The organism is Rathayibacter sp. AY1D9 (assembly GCF_002932395.1).
In the GTDB taxonomy this organism is placed as follows: domain Bacteria; phylum Actinomycetota; class Actinomycetes; order Actinomycetales; family Microbacteriaceae; genus Rathayibacter.
Genome location: NZ_PSVQ01000050.1, coordinates 1 through 20,824, shown reverse-complemented (window position 1 = coordinate 20,824; position 20,824 = coordinate 1). Strand labels below are relative to the sequence as shown.

Genomic DNA, 20,824 nt, shown 5'->3' with positions numbered 1-20,824 from the left:
CCGCCGTCCCCGCGCTGGTCGGCCGACGGATCGGCGTCAGCGGGATCGGCGTCGTCGCCGCTCCGCGCGCGCACCCCCCGCCCGAAGCAGCCGCCCGCTCCGCCCTCGTCCGCGTGGATCGCCGGCGTCCGCGGCTCCGGCTTCACGCTGCTGGTGATGGGGATCATGATCCTCGCGGTGGTCGTGCTCGCCCCGAGCATCAAGAACTTCGTCGAGCAGCGCGCCGAGATCGCCGAGCTGCAGCGCTCGGTCGACGCGGCCAAGACCCAGGCGCAGAACCTCGACGAGCAGCGCACCCGCTGGTCCGACCCGGCGTTCATCCGCGCGCAGGCCCGCGAGCGGCTGTACTTCGTGATGCCCGGCGAGGTGAGCTACCTCGTGCTCGACGACGTGACGCTCGCCCAGCAGGCGCAGCAGCCCGCGAGCGACACGGTGCAGGAGACCCCGAGCGACTGGGCCGGATCCCTGCTGTCCTCGATCGCGGTCTCGGGCCTCGGCGAGCCGACCGCCGACGAGTTGACACCGACTCCGTAGCTCCCGCCCGGCCCCGCGTACACTGGAGCGTCCTCCCGGCCGTCCGTCCTCTGGAGCCCCCGTGACCACGCCCCCCTTCGATCCGCCGTCCGAGCGCGACATCGCGGTCGTCTCCGCCCAGCTGGGCCGTCCCGCCCGGGACGTCGTCGGGATCAGCGCACGCTGCGTCTGCGGCGACCCGACGGTGGTCTCCACGAGCCCCCGCCTGTCCGACGGCACGCCGTTCCCCACCTTCTACTACCTGACCCACCCCGCCGCGACGGCCGCGATCTCGCAGCTCGAGGCCACCCAGGTCATGGTCGAGTACAACGCGATGCTCGCCGAGGACGAGGAGCTGCGCGAGGCGTACGCCGCTGCGCACCGGGCGTTCCTGGCCGACCGCGAGAGCGTCGGCTCCGTCCCCGAGATCGCGGGCATCTCCTCCGGGGGCATGCCCTCGCGGGTGAAGTGCCTCCACGCCCTCGCCGCGCACGCCCTCGCGGCGGGCCCCGGCGTCAATCCGATCGGCGATCTGGCCCTGGCCCGCGCCGACTGGTCTCCCGAGCGCTGCGCCTGCAGGCCGCTCGACGCGTAGCCGCTCCTACCGGAGCCACGGAGGCGCCACCACCGGCGCGCTCTTCGCTAAGCTGATTCCCAGTCGGGGTCAGTGCTGCCCACCGCATCGAGAGCGGGCACTTCGCATTGCGTGAGGGTGTTCGCATTGTCCATCCCTCTTGGAGAGTCAACCGTGCCCAGAATCCTGATCGTCGGAGGCGGCTACGCCGGCTTCTACACCGCGTGGAAGCTCGAGAAGCAGCTCCGCCCGCACGAGGCAGAGGTCACGATCGTCGACCCGCTGCCCTACATGGCGTACCTGCCCTTCCTCCCCGAGGTCGCCGCGGGGTCGATCGAGCCGCGCCACGCGATCGTCTCGCTCCGCCGCCACCTCAAGAAGACCGCGATCCTCGCCGCCAAGGTGACGAAGATCGACCACGCGAACCGCACCGCGACGATCACCCCGACCGTGGGCGAGCCCTACGAGTTCGAGTACGACCAGATCGTCGTCACCGCCGGCTCCGTCTCGCGCACCTTCCCGATCCCGGGCGTCGCCGACAACGCGATCGGCCTGAAGACGATCGAGGAGGCGACCGCGATCCGCGACCGCATGCTCACGAACTTCGACAAGGCCGCGTCGCTCCCCGCTGGCCCCGAGCGCTCGCGCCTGCTGACCGTCACGGTCGTCGGCGGCGGGTTCGCGGGCATCGAAGTCTTCGCCGAGCTGCGCTCCTTCGCGAGCGCGCTGCTCAAGCGCTACCCCGAGATCGACTTCGAGGAGACGCAGTTCCACCTCATCGAGGCGATGGGCCGGATCATGCCCGAGGTCGCCCTCGAGACGAGCCACTGGGTGCTGAAGAACCTCGACCAGCGCGGCGCCACCGTGCACCTCGACACGCAGCTCAAGTCGGCCGAGAACGGCGTCATCCAGCTGTCGACGGGCGAGAGCTTCGAGTCGGACCTCATCATCTGGACCGCGGGCGTCATGGCGAACCCGTCGATCAAGAACTCCGACCTGCCCATCGAGGAGCGCGGCCGCCTGCGCGTGCGCGCCGACCTCCGCGTCGGCCACGACGACGTGCTCGTCGAGGGCGCCTGGGGCGCCGGCGACGCAACGGCCGTCCCCGACCTCACCGGCGGCGGCGTCGGCGGCTTCTGCGTGCCGAACGCCCAGCACGCCGTCCGCCAGGGCAAGCTCATGGCCAAGAACATCACCGCGGTGCTCCGCGGCGAGGAGCCGGTCGACTACGTGCACAAGAACCTCGGCGCGGTCGCGGGCCTGGGCATCGGCATCGGCGTGTTCCAGTCCGGCAAGATCGCTGTGAAGGGCTTCCCCGCCTGGGTGATGCACCGCGGCTACCACGGTCTCGCCATGCCCTCGTGGGAGCGCAAGTTCCGCGTGGTCTGGGGCTGGTGGAACAACCTCTGGCTCGGCCGCGACATCGCCTCGATCGAGGCCCGCGAGTACCCCCGCGGCTCCTTCGAGACCTACGCGTCGCGTCCGCGTCCGGCGGCCCCGGCCGCCGAGGCTCCGGCCGCGCAGGCCCCGGCGCAGATCCCCGGCCAGGCCGGTGCTCCGGTCCCGGTCGGCGGCGAGCCCGCCAAGTCCTGACACCGCCGCCGGGAGGATCGCTCCTCCCGGTGGTCGCCCCCATAGCCCAATCGGCAGAGGCAGACGACTTAAAATCGTCTCAGTCTGGGTTCGAGTCCCAGTGGGGGCACTCCGTGCGACGTGCCGCTCTCTAAGCGGCGCGGGCGTGCGCGCTGCGTCGAGCGGGCTCGAGCAGCCCGGCCTCGAGGGCCTGGGTGATCTCGCCCGGGGTGCAGTCGGCGCAGAGCACGACGAGCTCCTCCTCGGTGTCGCGGCCGCCGGAGCGGTCGAGGACGACGGCGTCGGTTCCGCAGAGTGCGCATTCGATCATGCGGGTACCGTACGTCCGACCTCCGACATGCGCGCGGCAGCGCCCCGGCGCGTCCCGCCCGGATCCGACAGGGCGCCGGGTGCGCCCCCGGACCGGTCGTCCGTGCGGCCGGAGGAGCCCGGTGTTCGGGAATCGGACGAGGATCCCGCGCGCCCGCGCCGCCTCGCCTAGAGTCGTCACCGGGCGGTTCCGAGCCCGGGCGCCCGCGTCCGGATGCGAGCCGCCCGGTCCACGGCGGGCGCCGGAACGGTCCCGCTTCTCGTGCCCGCGGGCACCGTCATGCACCGCCCGGCGACGGGCGGCCGGGAGGCCCCCATGGGGAAGCTGCTCTACGGAGCCTCGGGAGTCGAGATCGAGTTCGACGACCGCACGCTCACGCACGTCCAGATCGTCATCGCCAACAAGCTGCGCCGCCGCGAGAGCTTCTTCTTCTCCTGGCGGGACGACCCCGCGGTCGGCGACGGCCGCTCGAGCATCTGGCTCGACCCCTCCGTGCCCCTCTACTTCAAGTACTTCGGTGGACGGGTCCCCTCGATCAACCGCACCTGGATCGACCTGCTGACCGTCTCGGCGAACTCGTCCGGCGGGCTGCAGCTCGTGCAGGAGCCGGACGCCGCCCCCACCCCGCCGCCGAAGGGCGAGCAGGGCGCCTGACCCCCACCCGCCACGCCCCGGAGAAGAGCCCCATGCAGCGCGACGTCTCGGCCCGCCTGACCCTCGACGTCGCGGCTCCGGCCGCCCTCGTCCTCTCGATCGCGGTGGCCGACGCGTACGGGGCGGAGGAGTCGCTGACGCTCACCGTCGACGGCCGCCCGCTCCCCGCTCGCGAGGTGATCGACCAGCACGGCACCCGGCTGCACGTGCTCGACGCACCGGTCGGGCACCTCGTCGTGGATTACTCCGCGCGCGTCCTGGGACGCCTCGCTCCGCTCGAGGGCGACGAGGTGGACCGGCTGCGGTACCTGCGGCCGAGCCGCTACGCCGAGTCGGACGTGCTGTGGGCGACGGCCCGGGCCGAGTTCGCCGGCCTGGCCGGGGCGGACCTCCTGCACGCGGTGAGCTCCTGGGTCGGCACGCGGCTGGCGTACGTCCCCGGCTCGAGCCTTCCGACGGACGGGGCCGAGCGGACGCTGCTCGCCCGCCGCGGAGTCTGCCGCGACTTCGCGCACCTCGTCGTCGCCCTCCTCCGGGCGCTGGACGTGCCCGCCCGACTGGCGGCCGTGTACGCGCCGGGACTGCAGCCGATGGACTTCCACGCGGTCGCGGAGGCCTGGATCGAGGGGGAGTGGCGCGCGGTCGACGCGACGACGCTCGCGCCGCGGTCGAGCCTCGTGCGGATCGCGACGGGACGCGACGCGGCCGATACCGCGTTCCTCGGCGTCTACGGCGGCATCGCGACGCTGCGCGAGCTGACCGTCGGCGCCGTGGCCGACGTGCTGCCGGGCGACGACCTCGACCGGCCCGTCTCGATCGGCTGAGCGGGCCCCCGAGCCCGGCTACTCCGACTCGACGAAGCGCCGCCAGGCCCAGATCGACGTGCACACCGCGCTGAAGGCGACGACGGCGAAGAGCACCGGACCCGCTCCACCGTCGGTCGACCAGGACGCGATGGTCGGGGTGAGCAGCACGAACAGCACGGTCGTCGCGAGGAGCGTGAGCCCGAGCCAGAGCAGCGGGGACCAGCGCAGGATGCTGCGGCCGGCGGGGCGCCCGACCGGGAACAGCAGCACCACGCTCGAGCCGACCGAGATCAGCGTGGTCGCGCTGAGCACCTCCGCGGCGAGCACGGAGCCGAACGAGCCGTCGGGCGGGACCACGGCGGAGGCGCCCCAGGCGAGTCCGGCGAGACCCAGCAGCGAGACGACGCGGACGGCGGAGAGCTTCGCGCGGTCGACGGCGGACGCGCCCTCGGGGAGGACGAGGCCGATCACCACGCCGAAGAGGAGCGCCGGGTCCAGTCCCGCGAAGCGCGAGACGAGAGCGGCCGCCGCGACCAGGAGCAGCGCGCGCGGAGCGGCGACGACGCCGATCCCGCTGACGCCGATCCGTCGGCCGACCAGCGCGGGGACGGCGGCGGCGACCGCGTTGACCACGGCGACGGCCACGATGACGGCGATCAGCAGGCGCAGGTAGGCGGGCTGGCCGTCGACGCGTCCCGAGAGCAGGACGAGGCCGGCTGCGCAGCCGATCATCCCGACGACCATCAGGCGCGGCGAGGCGGGACCGGTGTCCGGCTTGTCGTCGTACTCGACGGCGGCGCGGTTGCGGCCCGTGAGGTGCCAGCTGCGCTCGGCGCGGGGCGCCCGCCCGGCCGCGGCGAGGCGGGCCGGCACGACGACCAGGGCGAGCGAGAGCAGAGCGAGGGCGAGGGAGCGCACCCAGTCGGCCATCGAGACGACCGGCGATCCGGCGGACAGCGCGGTGGTCATCCCGGTCGCCGCGCTCCAGCCGCCCGGCTCCGATCCGGCGTCGGGGGCGGGCCGCGGCGGCTCGTCACCGCCGTCCTGGTCGGGAGCCGGGACCGGCGCTGCGGTGGGCTCGGCGGTCGGCTCGTCCTCGGGCGCGGGCGCGGCCTCTCCGGGGCGGACGGGCGACGGGGACGCGGTCGGCGCCGCACTGCTCGGAGCGGGAGACGCGGCGGCCCCGGGCGCGGTGGCCGCGGCTCCGGGGGCGGCCGGCGTCGTCGCGCTGGGCGTGCCGGTGGGAGCGGTCGTCGCCGCCGCGAAGGTCACGTCGATCCAGGGGCTCGGCGGGCTGTAGTTGCCGGCGCTGTCCCCGGCGATGGCGGAGACCCGGTGCGCGCCCGCCGTGATCGTGCCGCCGGTGCAGCTCCAGGTGCCTCCGCTGACCGCCGCGTCGCAGGTGTTGACCCGGTCCACGTACACGTAGGCGCGAGTGCCGTCCACGCCCGTCCCGGAGTAGGACGCGCCGCTGAGCGGCAGGGCGGCGCCGTTCGACGGCGAGGTGAGGGCGGGGGCGGCAGGAGCAGCGGTGTCGACCACGAGGGTCACCGGCGCGCTGGCCGGCGAGGCGGCGCTGCCGGCGAAGGAGGCGGTCTGCGTCGCGGTGACGCGGTAGCTGCCCGGCGCCGGAGTGGGGGCGAGCTGGCAGAACCACGCGCCGCCGGAGTCGGCGGTGGCCAGGCACGCGGCGCCGCCGTTCGAGACCGCGGCGACGCTCGCGCCGGGGTAGGCCGTGCCGCGGACCGAGCCCGCCGAGGTCGCCGAGCCGTCGACCGACTCGATGACGGGGGCGCTGAGGACGGCGATCGGGACGGCGGCCGAGGTGGTCCCGCCGCCGGCGAGGAGCTCCACCGCGACCAGGGTCGCCGGCCCGTCGTCGAGGGAGACGGCGCAGCTCCAGCCGCCGTCGGGGCCCGCGGTGGTGATGCAGAGGGGGTCGCCGCCGCCGCGGAGCCCGATCTGCACCTGGTCCCCGGCCGTCGCCGTGCCGGTGACCGTCGTCGCTCCCGTGCTGAGGACCGCGCCGGAGGAGGGAGCGGTGATCGCGAGAGCGGCGGCCTGCGCGGCCGGCGCGGCCAGCCCGGAGACGGAGGCGACGGCCGCGAGGAGCACCAGCAGCAGGGCGGCCGTGCGCCGCGGGGATCGGCGGAGTCGGGGCACCGGCACGACCGGTGAACCCCCCGGTACTGCCACGTCGACGCCCGATTTCACGATGCGTCCATTGCACGGGGGCAGGGGGGAACTGTCAAGCGCGCCGCACCACTGTTCCCGGATGTACACCATCCGGAGGAGGCGTCTCAGTCGGTCGGGGGAGTCGGGGAGATCCGGGAGAGCGCTTCCGCGAGAATATACCCGTCGATCAGATCCGGAGGACAGTGGAATGCGCGAAGACGAGGCCCGCGGGCGCGATCGGCGGGAGGTGCGCGTCGAGGCTGCGCGCTTCGACGATCCGCGCGAGCTGGGCGCACTCCTGCCGCCGGGCCTGCGCATCGGACTGGCGCAGAGCGCCTTCCAGACGGAGGGCTCCCTCGAGACGGGCGGCCGTGGCCGGTCGGTGTGGGACGACTTCGCGCTGCGACGGGGGACGATCGCCGAGGAGGCCACTCCCGAGATCGCGACGGACTTCCTCCTGCGCTGGCGCGAGGACCTCGCGCTGCTGATCGATCTCGGCGTCGACGAGCTCCGGCTCTCGGTCTCGTGGCCCCGGCTGCAGCCCGACGGCCGCGGGCCGATCGACCGCGGAGGGCTCGGCTTCTACGACCGCCTGCTCGACGGGCTCGCCGAGACGGGGATCCGGGTCGCGCTGACCCTGCACCACCGCGACACCCCGTCGGCGCTCAGCGGCGGCTGGATGAACCGCGACACCGCGTTCCGGTTCGGCGATCTCGCCTTCGAGCTCGGCGGGCGGTTCGGCGACCGGGTCGCCGACTGGATCACCCTCGACCAGCCGTCGACGGTGATGCTCGAGGGCTACGCGCTCGCGCGGCAGGCGCCGGGCGCCGGCCGGCTGTTCAGCGCCCTGCCGGCGCTGCACCACCAGCTCCTCGGGCACGGCGTGGCGCTGGAGGCGCTGCGGGCGGCGGAGGTGACCGGGAGGATCGGCCTCGTCGACGCGCTCGCGCCCGTCGAGCCCGTCTCCGACGACGACCGGGACCGCGCCTTCGCCTCCCTGGCGGACGTCCTGCGGAACCGCCTGGTGGCCGACGCCGTGCTGACCGGGTCCTACCCGGTCGGACCGGAGGAGCTGCCGCCGTTCCTCGGCGCCCTCGCGCAGGCGGATCCGGTCGACCTCGCCCGCATCTCGGCTCCGCTCGACTTCTACGCGGTCGCGCCGCTGCCGCCGCTGCGGATCGTGGCGGGCCGCGACCCGGCGCTGCCGACCGGGGTGGGCGCTCCTCCCGCGCTCCCCTTCCACACGGCGCCCTGGCCGGAGCTGGACCGCACGGGCGACGGCTCGCCGGTCGCACCCTGGGCGGTGGTCTCGGTGCTGCGGTCCCTCGTGGAGCGCTACGGCGACGCCCTGCCGCCGCTGGTGGTGACCGCGCTCGGCGCGAGCTACCCCGACGAGCCCGATCGCGAGGGTGCGATCGTCGACACGGAGCGGATCCGCTGGCTCGGGGCGCACCTGGCAGCTCTCGCCGAGGCCGTCCACGACGGACTGCCGGTGGAGGCCGTGCAGCTCTGGACCCTGGTCGACGCGTTCGAGTGGCAGCACGGCTACAGCCGCCCGCACGGGCTCGTGGCCGTCGACACGCGCAGCCGGGACCGCGTGCCCAAGGCGTCGTTCGATTGGCTCCGGCGCGTCCTCGACGCCCGCTCCTGACGCGGGGGCGTGCGAGACTGCCGCCGTGCGCAGCATCCTCGCCCTCGCCTCCGTCCTCCACGCCGACCCCGCCCCGGTGCTCGCCGCCCTCGCGGACGTCCTCGCCGCCGACGGCGCGTACGAGCGGCGGGGGAGCGGGCTCGAGCGCCGGCTCCCCGTGCTCGGCGTCGAGCAGTGGCGGGTCCTGGCGGACGAGGAGGGGGCCCGGGTCGAGTGCGAGCTGGTCGCCGCACCCGCCTCGTCGGCGCTCGCCGGGGTCCTCCTCCGGCGACGGATCCGCGAGGCGCCGGACCGGTTCCGCGCGGTCGTGACCGCGGTCGCCGACGCGGTGGAGTGACGCTCCGGGGACGCCCGCGCGGGTCCGCTCCGCAGCCCGCTCTCCGCTCCGCCCGCCGCCCCGCCTCCACCCCGCGCCAGCGCCCCCCGAACGGGGAATGCGCGGGCGCTCGCCGCTGTTGTCTACCGATGACGGGACGGGGCTCGGCGCCCCGCCCACCGGACAGCTCGGAGGAGCCAGAGGCAGATGGCAGGAACAGGGATGAACAAGGGTCGAGGGGCGCGCGGCAGTGACGACGAGATCGTCTACCGCCGCCACGCGAACGGACGCGGCATGGTCGCTCCCGGATCGCGCGTCTCGGCGACCGCGTACGTGGAGACCGGCGCCTACGTGGAGCCCGGCGCGACCGTGGGCGAGCGCGCCTGGATCGGCGCGGGCAGCTGGGTCGACCGCGACGCCATGATCGGGCACAGCGCCTTCATCGGCGCGAACGTGCACGTCGGGCCCGAGGCGATCATCGGACCGGGGGCGCGGATCGGGAGCTACTCCCGCATCGGACGCTCGGCCGTGATCGCGACCGGCGCCCGCATCGACCGCGACACCGTGGTGCCCGACGGCGCCCGGAAGGGCATCGACGAGGCGAGCGAGAGCGGCCGCCGCGCGGCCTGACCCCCACGACCCTGTTCCGCCGGCTCCCCGGAGCGGCGGAATAGGGTCGTTCCATGTTCGAACTCCACCACCTCAGCGCCCAGGAGCAGTGGGACTGGCTGCAGCGCGGAGAGGTCACGCCTCTCGAGCTCGCCGATCACTACCTCGCCCGGATCGAGCGCTGGAACGGGGAGCTGGGCGCCTTCGCCACGGTGACCGCCGATCGGGCGCGGGAGCGGGCATCAGCGCTCGGCACCGGGCCCGGCACCGCTCCGCTCTGGGGCCTGCCGAGCGGCGACAAGGACCTCTGGCGGCGCGCGGGCGTGCGGACCGCATTCGGATCCCGGCTGCGCGAGCACCACGTGCCCACCGCCTCCGACGAGATCGTCGAGGTGCTCGACGCGGCGGGAGCGGTCAGCCTCGGCAAGACCGCGACGCCCGAGTTCGGGATGCCCTCCTACACCGAGACGCGCATCGGCCCGCCCGCCGTCACGCCCTGGGACACCCGCCTCGGGGCCGGCGGATCCAGTGGAGGAGCGGCGGTCGCCGTCGCCGCGGGACTGCTGCCGTTCGCCCCCGCCTCGGACGGCGGCGGGTCCATCCGCATCCCCGCCGCGGCCTGCGGCCTGGTAGGACTGAAGCCCTCCCGCGGACGTGTCGCCGCGCTCTCCGGCATCGGCGGAGTCGGCGGCCTGACGGTCGCCGGGCCGATCACCCGCTCGGTCGCCGACGCGGGCCTCCTGCTCGAGGGCATGCTGGAGCGGACGAACGGCCGCCTCCCGCAGCGCTGGTCGCTCGGCGCGCCCGGTGACGGCGACGGCTCGTTCCTCGGCGCCGCGGTGCGCGGAGAGGGGCGCTTCCAGATCGGCGTGCTGACGGACTCGCCCTGGGACGAGGAGTACGAGATCGCTCTCGCTCCGGAGGCGCGCGCCGCGCTGGACGAGGGGATCGCCGCGCTGGCCGCGCTCGGCCACGGGCTCGAGGAGGCGTCGCTCCCCCCGAGCGCCCCGTACCCCGCCGCGTTCCGGACGCTGTGGCAGAGCGGCGCCGCGACCCTGCCCGTCGAGGGCGCGGACCTCGATCTGCTGGAGCCGCTGACCCGCTGGCTGGTGGAGGAGGGACGCCGGCGCTCCGCCCGCGAGATCGTCGGGGCGGCGTCCTGGCTCTCGGGCTACGAGCGCGCGGTGATCGCGGCGTTCTCCGGCGTCGACGCGGTCCTGACGCCGTCGCTGGCGATGACGCCGCGTCCCGTCGGCTGGTACGACCTCGATGATCCCGAGCGCAATTTCGAGCAGCAGTGCCTCTACACGCCGTACACGTCCTTCGTGAACGTGAGCGGCCTCCCCGCGATCACCCTTCCGCTGAGCACCACGGAGGAGGGCCTGCCGATGGGAGTCCAGCTGATCGGGCGACCCGGCGGCGAGGCGACACTGCTGGCGATCGGCGCGCAGCTCGAGCGGCGGGCGCGCTGGCAGAGGCGGCACCCGCCGCAGTGGTGACGGGGGAGGCTGCAGTGGTGACGGGTCCGGGCGCGGCCGCACGGCGGATGGTCAGGGTCCGGCTCTGGTCACTGAGGTAAGCCTTGCCTATACTCGAACACGATGTGCATGTTCGAGGACCGCGACGGCTCCGCGCCGGTCGACGTGAAGCAGTTCCTGATCGCGGGCGACGAGACCGTCGTGCCGTGGATCCAGAGCATCCTCGACGCCCTTCCCGCGAACGCCCGCGGCCAGGTCTTCGTCGAGGTCGACGACGCGCGCGGACTGCCGCCGCTCGCCGCCCCCGGACGGGTCTGCGTCACCTGGCTCGGCCGCTCCGAGCGCTCGGGCGCCCCCGGCACCGGTGAGCGATGCTCCCGCGGAGTCGCGCTCGACCGCGCGGTCCGGGCCTGGGTCGGCGAGATGTCGGTCGTCGACGGCGACTACCCGTGGGCCGACGGCCGCCACGACTTCTGCGCCTGGATCGGCGGGGCCGGCCCCGTCGTCGCCGAGCTCGCCGCCGACGTCGAGGCGCGCCTGCGCACCTCCGCCGAGCACGCCGCGCGCTGACCGTCCGCCGGGCGTCCCGGTTGAGTGTTAGGCAAGGCTTACCTTCTGTGCGAGACTGAGGCGATGCCTCCGACGACCGCCGCCCCCGCCCGACCGGCCTACCGGCCGTACCTCGCGACCGTCGCCGCAGCGACCCGGATCGCCCCGCACTTCATCCGCGTGACCCTCACCGGCACCGGCCTCGACCACGTCGGCTGCACCGGCCCCGACCAGCGCATCAAGCTCGTCGTCCCCACCGCAGCCTCCGACGCCCCCGCCTTCCTCGCCTCCGTCTCGGACCCCGACGGACCCGACGGACTCGACCCCGACTGGTACGGCCGCTGGCGACAGCTCCCCGACGAGCTCCGGAACCCGCTCCGCACCTACACCATCCGCGCCGTCCGCCCCGAGGACGCCGAGGTCGACATCGACTTCGCCGCCCACGGCGACACCGGACCGGCCTCCGCCTGGGTCGAGAGCGCCCGCGCCGGCGACCAGATCGTCATCATCGCGCCCGACACGCGCTCCCACCTCCCCGGCGGCGGAGTCGAGTTCCACCCCGGCGCCGCCACCTCCCTCCTCCTCGCCGGCGACGAGACGGCCGTCCCCGCCATCGCCGCGATCCTCGAGAGCCTCGACGACGACGCCACCGGAGCCGCGTTCCTCGAGGTCCCCACCGCCCACGACCGCCTCCCGCTCCACCACCCCGCCGGCGTCCACGTCACCTGGATCGTCCGCGCCGACGCGGCAGCCCCCGGAGCGGCCCTCGGCGACGCGGTCCGCGCCTGGGCCACCCGCTTCCTCACCGCCCACCACCGCGGCGTCGACGTCAGCGACATCGACGTCGACCACGAGATGCTCTGGGAGGTCCCCGACGAGAGCACCGACCCCGGCCTCTACGCCTGGATCGCCGGAGAAGCCGGCGCCGTGAAGCTGATCCGCCGCTGCCTCGTCACCGAGCTCGGACTCGACCGGAAGCGCGTGGCGTTCATGGGGTACTGGCGCCTCGGCCGCCAAGAGTCCAACTGACCCGGAGCGCCGCAGGGCGACGTTCTGCGGTGTTGTCGTCGGGCGCGATACCGCCGGTATCGCTTCCTCCTCCGCCTTGCAGAACGACGCCCTGCGACGCTCCGGGCACTGCTCGTAGAGGGTCGGCGCGCCGGAGGCGCGACCGCAAGGGGGACGGCGCGCCAGGGGCGCGACCGCAGAGGATGCGGCGCGCCGGGGGCGCGACCGCGGGGGACGGCGGGCTGGAGGTGCGACCGCGGAGGACGATGCTGATCGAGTGGATCTCGCAGAGGGCATCTCGAGATCCACTCCGACGGATTTCGCGCGTGATCGAGCGGTCCTCGGGTGCCCGGCGAGTCGGGCGATCGCGCCCGGACATGCTGATCGAGCAGCCCTCGGAGAGGGAGTATCGAGATCCACCCCGACCGATCTCGCGGCTGATCGAGAAGCTCGCGGGCACACACCGAGTCGGGCGACCGCGCACAGACCTGCTGATCGGGCAGCCCTCGGAGAGGGTGTGTCGAGATCCTCCCGGCGAGCGCGCCGGGTGCTCCGCGCCGCCCCGCGCCGAGTCGGCGGCGGCGGGGAGCGGCAGCGGCTACAGGGTGGGGGAGACGCCCACGAGGCGGCTGGAGAGAGTCCAGAGGTCGTGGGCGAGAGCGCGGTCGCGGGCCTGGGGGTTCAGGGAGCCGTGCGGCGTCAGCTGGTCGAAGTAGGTGCCGCTGGCGGCGCCGACGTCGGGCTCGGAGGCGAGGGTGATCAGCGGCACCGCACCCGCCTCGGCGGAGATGCCGAAGGAGCCGACCGAGAGGCTCGTCATCAGCTTCATCATCGTGCTGTCGGCGCCGAAGCTCGTCGAGACGACGCCCGGGTGGAACGAGTACGCGTCGACCGACGTCGTCAGCAGGCGCTCCGCCAGCTCGCGGATGAAGAGGATCGTCACCAGCTTCGACGTGCCGTACGCCCGCCAGCCGCCGAGCCACGGACCCCGGCGGTTGTCGAGGTCGTCGAGCCTCAGGCGACCGAAGCGGTTCGCGAGGCTCGCCGTGGAGACGACGCGGACGCCGGCCCGCTCCCTCGAGGTCTCGATCATCCGCGGGAGCAGGAGCCGCGTGAGCAGGAACGGCGCGAGGTGGTTGCTCTGGATCGTCCGCTCGTGGCCGTCGACCGTCTCGGCGCGGTGGGAGACGAGCCCGCCCGCGTTGTTCGCCAGCACGTCGATCCGCTCGTAGCGCTCGAGGAGGCCGTCGGCCAGGGCGCGGACGTCGTCGAGCCGGTCGAAGTCGGCCAGGAACGCGTCCCCTCCCACGTCGGCGGCGACCGCGCGGGTGCGCTCGGGGTTCCGCCCGACCACGGCCACGCGGGCACCGGCGGACGCCAGCGCTCCCGCCGCGACCCGGCCGATGCCGGAGCTCGCTCCGGTGAGGACGACGACGCGCCCCGTCATGTCAGTGACCACGGAGATATCCGCCCTTCTCGAGACCGGCTTCGATCTCGAATCGATTGCGCAGCGGATCGCGACCCGCCACCGTGTACGCGAACGGGAACCACATCCCGTAGAGCCGCCACTGCTCCTTGTGCACGGCCTCGTGCTCGAGGACGCTGTCGGAGACGTTGGTGCCCGTGAGGTAGCTCGTGCCGACGCAGGACCCTCCGCGGCCGAACGCCCAGGAGGGCAGACCGGTGAAGACGACGAGGCCGTGGCTGCGCCGGATCGGGCCCGTGCTCCACAGCGCGCCCCAGGCGAGTCCGACCGCGCACGCGAAGAGGTAGCCCGGCCGGGTGATCGCCGGATCCAGGGCCACCATCGCGACGGCTCGACGGAGCGCGCTCACGCGCTGTCGCGTCCGTAGGTCTCGAGCAGCCGCAGCCAGACCTCGCTGATCGTCGGATAGGAGGGGACCGCGTGCCAGAGGCGCGAGAGCGGCACCTCGCCGACGACGGCGATCGTCGCGGAGTGGATCAGCTCTCCGACCTCCTTGCCGACGAAGGAGACGCCGAGGACGACCTTCCGGTCCTCGTCCACGACCATCCGCGCGGTGCCCGTGTAGCCGTCGGCGGCGAGGGCGGCGCCGGCGACCGAGCCGATCTCGTAGTCGACGACGCGGGTGCGGTAGCCGGCCTTCTCGGCGGCCGCGGCGGTCAGGCCGACCGACGCGACCTCGGGGTCGGTGAAGACGACCTGCGGCACGGCCTCGTGGTCCGCGGTCGCGACGTGCGCTCCCCAGGGGGCGTCGTGGACCTCGGCACCGGTGGCGCGAGCGACGATCACGTCGCCTGCCGCACGGGCCTGGTACTTGCCCTGGTGCGTGAGCAGTGCGCGGTGGTTCACGTCGCCCACCCCGTAGAGCCACGGACGCCCGCCGCCGAGGGGAGCACCGTCGCCGCCCAGCACGAGCATCGTGTCGTCGACCGTCAGCGAGGAGCCGGGCTCGAGGCCCACCGTCTCGAGGCCGACGTCGCGGGTGTGCGGGGCGCGGCCGGTCGCGGCGAGCACCTGGTCGGCCTCGATGACGTCGCCGCCCTCGAGCGTCACGGCCACGGTGCCGTCGGACCGGCGCTCGACCGAGACGGGCGAGTCGCCGAGGCGCAGGTCGACGCCGAGCTCCTGGAGCGCCGAGCCGACGAGCTCGCCGGCGAAGGGCTCGAACGGCGCGAGGAGTCCGCTGCGGGCGACGAGCGTGACGGAGGAGCCCATGCCGGCGTAGGCGGTCGCCATCTCGGTCGCGACGACTCCGCCGCCGATGACGACGAGGCGCGGCGGCACCTCCTCGGCCGAGGTGGCCTCGCGGCTCGTCCAGGGGGATGCCGCGCGCAGGCCCGGGATGTCGGGGACGACGGCGGTGGTGCCGGTCGCGACGGCGACGGCGGAGCGGGCGCGGAGCACGCGCACCTCGTCGTCGGGTCCGGTCACGGTCACCTCGCGCTCGCCGCTCAGGCGGCCGTGCCCGCGGACGAGCTCGATGCCGGCGCCCTCGAGCCACTGCACCTGGCCGTGGTCGTCGAAGTGGCTGGTGAAGGAGTCGCGGCGGGCCAGGAGCGCGGGCACGTCGACTCCTCCGCTCACCGCCTGCGCCGCGCCGGGGAGATCACGGGCGGCGCGGAGCGCCATCGGCGGCCGCAGCAGCGCCTTCGAGGGCATGCACGCCCAGTAGGAGCACTCGCCCCCGACGAGCTCGCTCTCGACGACGGCCGCGGTGAGGCCGCCCTGGACCGCGCGGTCCGCGAGATTCTCGCCCACCGGTCCTGCTCCGATGACGATGACGTCGAACTCGTCCGTCGTGCTGCTCATGCTGTCTCCCTGGGGTTCTCGGAGGCGTCGAGCCCCGTCGTCGGTGGGTGCCCGGCGCTCAATGCGCCGGCACGATCTCGGCCCGCCAGCCGTCGTAGCGGCCGCCGTGGCTCTCGACCGCCTCGATCACCTGGCGGAGGAACGCGGTGGTCGACTCCTCGTCGACCGCGGCGTGGTGGCTCGCGACGAGGACCTGCCTCAGCCTCAGCCGCGAGATCGCGATCTGGAAGCCGGAGGCCACGAGGACGCGCCCGGCCCGTCGTGCGGTGCTGCGGCGGGAGAAGACGGCGAAGTGGTCGACCTCGCGCAGCTCCCACACCTGGTCGCCGTAGCGGAGCCGGATCTCGAGCTGCTGCGCGGCGCGCTCCTGCTGCGCCTCGAGGGAGGAGCCGCCGGGCGCCGTGACGGTGGTGCTCTCGTCGCTCATCGTCCGGTGAACTCCGCCGTCGTGCGCTGGAGGAAGGCCTCGGTGCCGATGCGCGCATCCTCGGACGCCGCGAGACGCGCGAGCGCCCCGGGGAGCGCGGCCGCGGCCTCGGCGTCGGACGCGGCGACCGCGAGCCGGGCACTGGCCAGGGCGGCCTGCACGGCGAGCGGCGCCTGCGCGGCGATCCGGGCGGCCAGCGCCCAGGCCGCCTCGGCGACCGTCCCGTCGGGGACGACCTGCTGCACGAGGCCGATGCGGTGGGCCTCCTCGGCGTCGAAGAGGTCGCCGGTGAGGATCCAGCGCATCGCGTCGCCCCAGCCGACGGCGCGGGGGAAGCGCAGCGTCGCTCCGCCGAAGGGCAGGATGCCGCGGGCGACCTCGATCTGGCCGAAGCGGGTGGACCGCTCGGCGAGGACGACGTCGCTCGCGAGCGCGAGCTCGATGCCGAGCGTGAGGCAGGTGCCCTGGAGGCCGATGACCACCGGCTTGCTCACGGGGCGGGTGCGCAGGCCCCAGGGGTCGAGACCGCCCTCGGGCACGAAGTCGAGGCCGTCGGAGCCCAGGCGGGGCCCGATGTCGGCGAGGTCGAGCCCGGCCGTGAAGTGCCCGCCCTCGGCGAGGACGACGCCGGCGCGCAGCTCCGGGTCGCGGTCGAGCTCGCCGTACGCGGACGCCAGCTCCGCGAGCAGCCGCAGATCGGCGGCGTTGCGCTTCTCGGGCCGGTCCAGCACGATCGCGAGCACGGTCCCGCGCCGCTCGGTGCGCACGCGCGGTCTCTCGTCGCTCATCGTTCCTCCGCTCGGTCCCGTCCGACCATCTTGCCGGGTGCCGCCGACACGCGCTCGGGCTTGCGCGCCGATGGCAGGGCTCTCTCAGGCCCCGCGGGACAGAGCGCCGAGGAGGCGGAGGATCGTGGGCAGGTCGTCCTCGGCCGCGGTCGGCGACGACGGGGCGAACGAGGTGACGCCGGCGCCCGCGAGCGGGAAGCGGGACCGGAGGGCGTCGAGGCTCGCGACGAGGCGCGAGGCGGGAACGCCGAAGGGCACCGGGTCGAACAGCCCGGCGAGATCGGCGGGGTCGAGCACGTCCAGATCGAGGTGCACGTAGACGGAGGCGGCACCGGTCGCCTCGACCGCCGCGACGAGCGACTCCGGGTCGAGGGCGTCCGCGGGCAGCACCGCGGCGCCCCGCTCGACCAGCCGCTCGAGCTCGCCGTCGTCGGCGGAGCGGACACCTCCGAGGACGACGCGCTCGTCGGCCACCCGCTCCTCGGCGCCCGCGCTCAGGAGGCCGACGCCGCGTCCCAGCGCGGCCGAGAGGACCATGCCGCAGAAGGCGCCGCTGGGGGAGGACTCGGGAGTGTGCGCGTCCGGGTGGGCGTCGAGCCAGACCAGCGCGACCGGGCCCGGTGCCGAGCGCACGGCGTGCCCGATCGCCGCGAACTCGACGCCGCAGTCGCCGCCGATCGTGATCACGGGACCGGTGCGGCCCGAGAGGGCCTCGCGCACCCGCTCGGCGACGGTGGCGACCGAGGCATAGCGGCGGATGCCGGTGTCCTGGGCGTCGCCCGCCTCGGCGGGGATGTCGAGGGTCGTGGTGGCGGAGGAGGGCAGATCGCCCCGGATCGCCTCGGCTCCGTCGACGAGGCGCATCGCGCGCGTCGACGCCGAGCCCTGCCACTGGGGGACGACGAGGAAGGAGGCCATGTCCCTCACTATGGCACGCGCGCCGGTGCCGGGTGCCTGCGTGCTCAGGCCGCGGGCAGGCCTCCGGGAACGGCTGCTGGGCGGAGCGACGGGGGTGCGCCGTCGAGGTCGACCAGGGCCTCGTCGAGCGCGGAGCGGGCGCGGTCGGCGGCGGCGCGGGCCTCGTCCAGAGCGCCGGCCGGATCGCCTGCCGCACGGCGCACCGCGGTGTCCAGCTGCCCGAGCGTCTCCTCCGCGAGGATCCGGGGTGCCGCGGTGATGCGCTCGCCGTGCACGGCGGCCAGGAGCAGCACCGACTCGGCGCCGAGCCGGGCCGCGGTGCGCGCCGCCTCGAACAGGAGGAGCTGGCGCTCGGCCTGGGCCCGCGGCTCGCGGTACCCGGAGACGACGGCGTCCAGAGCGGAGTCGGCGTCGAGCAGCAGGACCAGCAGCGCGGCCGGATCGTGGCGGGCTCCGGCCGACCGGGCGTCGTCGGCGTCGAGGAGGAGCGACCGTGCCGCGGCGCACGCGACGGCCACGTCGGCGGCGGAGGCGAGCTGCGCCGAGGTGCGCAGGTCGGAGAGGGTGGCGGCCCGCTCCAGGTCGTCCCGCACGGAGCGCTCGACGCCGCTCAGCTGCACCTCGGCGCGGGTCACGAGCCCGACCAGCGAGTCGACCGCGTCGAGCAGGGCGTCGGGATCGGGGGAGCCGCCGGCGGCGACGTGCTCGACGGCCTCGCGCAGCGGTCGGACCCGGCGCTCGGGAGTGGTCCCGGCGAGGACGGAGACCTCGGAGCGCGCCTGCTGCACGCGCTCCAGGAGGGACGGGCTCGGCGAGGTCACTCCGTGATCGTACGGCCGGAGTGTGACACCGCGTGACACGGCGGTTCGACCAGCGGCGGCGGCGTGCCCAGGATGGAGTCATGACCCGCTCGCTCGCCATCGTCGAGGTCGCCCGCGTGCGACCGGGCCGCGAGGAGTACCACGCCTACGTGCAGATCCTGAACGGCCGCATCCTCGCCCTCGCGCACGAGCGCGGCTGGCGGGCGGAGCGCTTCGCCGCCGAGGAGCTGGGCACGGAGGAGCTGCTGGCGCGCACGGCGGGGGCGGACGCCCTCGTCCTCGCGGGCGGCGAGGACATCGCTCCCGAGCAGTACGGCGCCGACCGCGGCTACCCGGCCGAGGGCCCCCACGCGGAGCGCGCCGACGCCGCCCAGATCGCGCTGGTGCACCGGGCACTGGCCCGCCGGACCCCGCTGCTGGGCATCTGCCGCGGCCTGCAGATCGTCAACGTCGCGCTCGGCGGCACGCTGGTGCAGGACCTGGGTCCGGAGGCGGAGCACGTCAACGCGGCGGCCCCCGCTCACCAGCGCATGCACCGGCACGAGGTCGGGCTCGCGGCGGGCTCCGTGCTCGGCGGGCTCTTCGGATCCGAGGCGCTCGCGGTGCAGAGCGCGCACCACCAGGCGGTCGACCTGCTCGCTCCGGGGCTGCGGGTCGTCGCCCGGGCGGAGGACGGCGTGATCGAGGCCGTCGAGCACGTCGCGGCCCCCCTCGTGGGTGTGCAGTGGCATCCCGAGGACCCGGACGCTCCCGCCGGTCAGCTGGCGACGCTGCTCGACGGGCTGGCGCTCGCCGCCGCCCGCGGGGAGTTCGCGCTGCCCGTCGCCGCCTGAGCGGCCGGGGCTCCCCGCGGGCGACCGGCCTCAGCGGGCCAGTCGGGCCATCCACGCCTCGATGTCGTCGGCCGAGCGCGGGATGCCGGCCGAGAGGTTCTCGGCGCCGTCGGAGGTGACGAGCACGTCGTCCTCGATCCGGACGCCGATGCCGCGCAGCTCCTCCGGGACCGTGAGGTCGTCGGGCTGGAAGTAGAGGCCGGGCTCGATGGTGAAGACCATGCCCTCCTCGACCAGTCCGTCGAGGTACATCTCGCGCCGTGCGCGGGCGCAGTCGTGCACGTCGAGTCCGAGGTGGTGGCTGGTGCCGTGGACCATGTAGCGGCGGTGCTGCTGGTTGTCGGCCTCGAGCGCCTCCTCGGCGCTGACCGGCAGCAGGCCCCACTCGGCGGTGCGCCGCGCGATGACGGCCATCGCCGCGGCGTGAACCTCGCGGAAGCGGATGCCGGGGCGGACGATCGCGAACGCGGCGTCGGCCGCCTCCCGCACCGTCTCGTGCACCCGGCGCTGGGCGTCCGTGTAGCGGCCGTCCACCGGGAAGGTGCGGGTGATGTCGGCGGTGTAGTAGCTGTCCTGCTCGACGCCGGCGTCCAGCAGCACCAGCTGGCCGGGGCGCACCGGCCCGTCGTTGCGCGTCCAGTGCAGGATGCAGGCGTGGGGGCCCGCCGCGGCGATGGTGTCGTAGCCGACCGCGTTGCCGTCGGCGCGCGCGCGTCCGTTGAAGACGCCCTCGATCAGGCGCTCGCCCTTCTCGTGGGCGATGATGCGCGGCAGGTCGGAGAGGACGTCCTCGAAGCCGCGGCCCGTCGCGTCGACGGCGGCGCGCAGCTCGGCGATCTCGTAGGCGTCCTTGACCAGGCGGAGCTCGGCGATGTCGCGCTCGAGCGCCGCGTCGCGGTCCGCCCGCTCGTCGGCCTCGACCGCGTCGAGACGGCCGGTCACCGCCGGGTCGGCCTCGCGGAGCACGGCGAGGGGGACGCCGTCGTGCGCGTCGAGGACCGCGTCGAGCTCGGCGATCCCGCGGGTGGCGAGGCCGAGATCGCTCGCGACCTGCGCGAGCGACGGACGCGGCCCGATCCAGAACTCGCCGATCTCGGGGTTGGCGTAGAACTCGTCGGAGTCGCGGCCCGCGCGCTCGCGGAAGTAGAGCGTCGCGCTGTGGCCGGACCCGGCGGGCTCGAGGACGAGCACCGCGCCGGGCTCGGAGTCGGAGCCCCAGCCGGTGAGCCAGGTGAAGGCCGAGTGCGCACGGAACGGGTAGTCGGTGTCGTTCGCGCGCTGCTTGAGGCGGCCCGCCGGGATGACGATGCGCACGCCGGTGTGCAGCGCGGAGAGGCGCTCGCGGCGGGAGGCGGCGAAGGACGCCTGCTCGCGCGGAGCAGGCAGCGGCTCCTCCCGCTCGGCCCAGCCGGACGCGATGAAGTCGCGGAAGCGGTCGGAGGCGGGGGTCGTCGAGCGGTTCGCGGTGGCGCGGGGGCGCGGCATCGGCGTCCGGATCGAGGACGACGT

22 protein-coding genes and 1 tRNA gene are annotated in these 20,824 nt (G+C 74.8%); 13 read left to right on the top strand and 10 right to left on the bottom strand.

Annotated features, from left to right (window positions below):
* The 4 genes from C5C50_RS15455 to C5C50_RS15440 form a co-directional block, all read left to right on the top strand.
* Window positions 1–534: septum formation initiator family protein (locus tag C5C50_RS15455; RefSeq protein ID WP_308471840.1), on the top strand; the 534-nt coding region annotated here is incomplete at its 5' end.
* Window positions 535–595: 61 nt separating this feature from the next.
* On the top strand, window positions 596–1,108 hold the full coding sequence (locus C5C50_RS15450; RefSeq protein WP_104227430.1) for a DUF501 domain-containing protein: 513 nt from the start codon (window positions 596–598) through the stop codon (window positions 1,106–1,108).
* A gap of 153 nt (window positions 1,109–1,261) precedes the next feature.
* Window positions 1,262–2,680: an NAD(P)/FAD-dependent oxidoreductase gene (locus C5C50_RS15445; RefSeq protein ID WP_104225019.1), complete on the top strand. Its 1,419-nt coding sequence runs from the start codon at window positions 1,262–1,264 to the stop codon at window positions 2,678–2,680.
* Between the two features lie 35 nt (window positions 2,681–2,715).
* Window positions 2,716–2,789: transfer RNA gene (locus C5C50_RS15440), tRNA-Leu, on the top strand.
* 21 nt (window positions 2,790–2,810) lie between these two features.
* Here C5C50_RS15440 and C5C50_RS15435 read toward each other — a convergent pair.
* The gene (locus tag C5C50_RS15435; protein ID WP_104225020.1) at window positions 2,811–2,990 is read right to left on the bottom strand and encodes a hypothetical protein; all 180 of its coding nucleotides are present in this window, start codon (window positions 2,988–2,990) and stop codon (window positions 2,811–2,813) included.
* 315 nt (window positions 2,991–3,305) lie between these two features.
* On the opposite strand from C5C50_RS15435, the gene C5C50_RS15430 reads away from it, so the two are divergent.
* Window positions 3,306–3,644: an ATP-dependent DNA ligase gene (locus C5C50_RS15430; RefSeq protein ID WP_068211888.1), complete on the top strand. Its 339-nt coding sequence runs from the start codon at window positions 3,306–3,308 to the stop codon at window positions 3,642–3,644.
* Window positions 3,645–3,676: 32 nt separating this feature from the next.
* Window positions 3,677–4,468 carry a transglutaminase family protein gene (locus C5C50_RS15425; protein WP_104273843.1) on the top strand — a complete coding sequence of 264 codons (792 nt, stop codon included), beginning with the start codon at window positions 3,677–3,679 and terminating at the stop codon, window positions 4,466–4,468.
* An 18-nt stretch (window positions 4,469–4,486) separates the two neighbouring features.
* Here C5C50_RS15425 and C5C50_RS16760 read toward each other — a convergent pair whose 3' ends face one another.
* Window positions 4,487–6,613, bottom strand: a complete 2,127-nt coding sequence (locus C5C50_RS16760; protein ID WP_181133953.1) for a hypothetical protein — start codon at window positions 6,611–6,613, stop codon at window positions 4,487–4,489.
* 220 nt (window positions 6,614–6,833) lie between these two features.
* Here C5C50_RS16760 and C5C50_RS15420 point away from each other — a divergent pair, with 220 nt between their 5' ends.
* The 6 genes from C5C50_RS15420 (at window position 6,834) to C5C50_RS15395 (ending at window position 12,257) form a co-directional block, all read left to right on the top strand.
* On the top strand, window positions 6,834–8,276 hold the full coding sequence (locus C5C50_RS15420) for a glycoside hydrolase family 1 protein (RefSeq protein WP_181127339.1): 1,443 nt from the start codon (window positions 6,834–6,836) through the stop codon (window positions 8,274–8,276).
* Window positions 8,277–8,301: 25 nt separating this feature from the next.
* Entirely contained in the window at window positions 8,302–8,613 is a 312-nt protein-coding gene (locus tag C5C50_RS15415; protein ID WP_104250106.1) for a hypothetical protein, read from the top strand.
* A 201-nt stretch (window positions 8,614–8,814) separates the two neighbouring features.
* The gene (locus C5C50_RS15410; protein ID WP_104334124.1) at window positions 8,815–9,222 is read left to right on the top strand and encodes a transferase; all 408 of its coding nucleotides are present in this window, start codon (window positions 8,815–8,817) and stop codon (window positions 9,220–9,222) included.
* 53 nt (window positions 9,223–9,275) lie between these two features.
* A complete protein-coding gene (locus C5C50_RS15405; protein ID WP_104262658.1) occupies window positions 9,276–10,700 on the top strand; it encodes an amidase in 1,425 nt (474 codons plus the stop codon).
* A gap of 102 nt (window positions 10,701–10,802) precedes the next feature.
* Window positions 10,803–11,249: an SIP domain-containing protein gene (locus C5C50_RS15400; protein WP_104227425.1), complete on the top strand. Its 447-nt coding sequence runs from the start codon at window positions 10,803–10,805 to the stop codon at window positions 11,247–11,249.
* A 63-nt stretch (window positions 11,250–11,312) separates the two neighbouring features.
* On the top strand, window positions 11,313–12,257 hold the full coding sequence (locus C5C50_RS15395) for a siderophore-interacting protein (RefSeq protein WP_104273841.1): 945 nt from the start codon (window positions 11,313–11,315) through the stop codon (window positions 12,255–12,257).
* Between the two features lie 577 nt (window positions 12,258–12,834).
* Here the strand turns inward: C5C50_RS15395 and C5C50_RS15390 are convergent.
* The 7 genes from C5C50_RS15390 to C5C50_RS15360 all read right to left on the bottom strand — a co-directional run bounded on the left by C5C50_RS15390 (window position 12,835) and on the right by C5C50_RS15360 (window position 18,482).
* Window positions 12,835–13,695, bottom strand: a complete 861-nt coding sequence (locus C5C50_RS15390; protein ID WP_244230659.1) for an SDR family NAD(P)-dependent oxidoreductase — start codon at window positions 13,693–13,695, stop codon at window positions 12,835–12,837.
* Complete coding sequence (locus tag C5C50_RS15385) at window positions 13,685–14,044, bottom strand: Fe-S oxidoreductase (protein WP_104273845.1); 360 nt, start codon at window positions 14,042–14,044, stop codon at window positions 13,685–13,687. The genes C5C50_RS15390 and C5C50_RS15385 overlap by 11 nt, the downstream gene beginning before the upstream one ends.
* A 23-nt stretch (window positions 14,045–14,067) precedes the next feature.
* Entirely contained in the window at window positions 14,068–15,528 is a 1,461-nt protein-coding gene (locus tag C5C50_RS15380; RefSeq protein ID WP_104273840.1) for an NAD(P)/FAD-dependent oxidoreductase, read from the bottom strand.
* 58 nt (window positions 15,529–15,586) lie between these two features.
* Window positions 15,587–15,955 (bottom strand): ribonuclease E inhibitor RraB, encoded by a 369-nt coding sequence (locus C5C50_RS15375; RefSeq protein WP_104225032.1) that lies wholly within the window; start codon window positions 15,953–15,955, stop codon window positions 15,587–15,589.
* On the bottom strand, window positions 15,952–16,743 hold the full coding sequence (locus C5C50_RS15370) for a crotonase/enoyl-CoA hydratase family protein (RefSeq protein WP_104256199.1): 792 nt from the start codon (window positions 16,741–16,743) through the stop codon (window positions 15,952–15,954). The genes C5C50_RS15375 and C5C50_RS15370 overlap by 4 nt, the downstream gene beginning before the upstream one ends.
* 84 nt (window positions 16,744–16,827) lie before the next feature.
* Complete coding sequence (locus tag C5C50_RS15365; RefSeq protein ID WP_104248221.1) at window positions 16,828–17,661, bottom strand: arginase family protein; 834 nt, start codon at window positions 17,659–17,661, stop codon at window positions 16,828–16,830.
* A gap of 44 nt (window positions 17,662–17,705) precedes the next feature.
* Complete coding sequence (locus C5C50_RS15360; RefSeq protein WP_104273839.1) at window positions 17,706–18,482, bottom strand: hypothetical protein; 777 nt, start codon at window positions 18,480–18,482, stop codon at window positions 17,706–17,708.
* Window positions 18,483–18,562: 80 nt separating this feature from the next.
* Here C5C50_RS15360 and C5C50_RS15355 point away from each other — a divergent pair, with 80 nt between their 5' ends.
* Complete coding sequence (locus tag C5C50_RS15355; protein ID WP_104248220.1) at window positions 18,563–19,315, top strand: gamma-glutamyl-gamma-aminobutyrate hydrolase family protein; 753 nt, start codon at window positions 18,563–18,565, stop codon at window positions 19,313–19,315.
* Window positions 19,316–19,345: 30 nt separating this feature from the next.
* Here C5C50_RS15355 and C5C50_RS15350 read toward each other — a convergent pair whose 3' ends face one another.
* Window positions 19,346–20,800, bottom strand: coding sequence for an aminopeptidase P family protein (locus C5C50_RS15350; RefSeq protein WP_104273844.1), 1,455 nt, complete (start codon window positions 20,798–20,800; stop codon window positions 19,346–19,348).
* Between the last annotated feature and the right edge of the window lie 24 nt (window positions 20,801–20,824).

Excerpts from the sequence above, each read along its gene's own strand:
- C5C50_RS15435 (WP_104225020.1), bottom strand. The coding sequence starts at position 2,990 with ATGATCGAATGCGCACTCTGCGGAACCGACGCCGTCGTCCTCGACCGC.
- C5C50_RS15430 (WP_068211888.1), top strand. The coding sequence starts at position 3,306 with ATGGGGAAGCTGCTCTACGGAGCCTCGGGAGTCGAGATCGAGTTCGAC.
- C5C50_RS15425 (WP_104273843.1), top strand. The coding sequence starts at position 3,677 with ATGCAGCGCGACGTCTCGGCCCGCCTGACCCTCGACGTCGCGGCTCCG.
- C5C50_RS15420 (WP_181127339.1), top strand. The coding sequence starts at position 6,834 with ATGCGCGAAGACGAGGCCCGCGGGCGCGATCGGCGGGAGGTGCGCGTC.
- C5C50_RS15410 (WP_104334124.1), top strand. The coding sequence starts at position 8,815 with ATGAACAAGGGTCGAGGGGCGCGCGGCAGTGACGACGAGATCGTCTAC.
- C5C50_RS15405 (WP_104262658.1), top strand. The coding sequence starts at position 9,276 with ATGTTCGAACTCCACCACCTCAGCGCCCAGGAGCAGTGGGACTGGCTG.
- C5C50_RS15400 (WP_104227425.1), top strand. The coding sequence starts at position 10,803 with ATGTGCATGTTCGAGGACCGCGACGGCTCCGCGCCGGTCGACGTGAAG.
- C5C50_RS15395 (WP_104273841.1), top strand. The coding sequence starts at position 11,313 with ATGCCTCCGACGACCGCCGCCCCCGCCCGACCGGCCTACCGGCCGTAC.
- C5C50_RS15385 (WP_104273845.1), bottom strand. The coding sequence starts at position 14,044 with ATGGTGGCCCTGGATCCGGCGATCACCCGGCCGGGCTACCTCTTCGCG.
- C5C50_RS15380 (WP_104273840.1), bottom strand. The coding sequence starts at position 15,528 with ATGAGCAGCACGACGGACGAGTTCGACGTCATCGTCATCGGAGCAGGA.
- C5C50_RS15375 (WP_104225032.1), bottom strand. The coding sequence starts at position 15,955 with ATGAGCGACGAGAGCACCACCGTCACGGCGCCCGGCGGCTCCTCCCTC.
- C5C50_RS15370 (WP_104256199.1), bottom strand. The coding sequence starts at position 16,743 with ATGAGCGACGAGAGACCGCGCGTGCGCACCGAGCGGCGCGGGACCGTG.
- C5C50_RS15365 (WP_104248221.1), bottom strand. The coding sequence starts at position 17,661 with ATGGCCTCCTTCCTCGTCGTCCCCCAGTGGCAGGGCTCGGCGTCGACG.
- C5C50_RS15355 (WP_104248220.1), top strand. The coding sequence starts at position 18,563 with ATGACCCGCTCGCTCGCCATCGTCGAGGTCGCCCGCGTGCGACCGGGC.
- C5C50_RS15350 (WP_104273844.1), bottom strand. The coding sequence starts at position 20,800 with ATGCCGCGCCCCCGCGCCACCGCGAACCGCTCGACGACCCCCGCCTCC.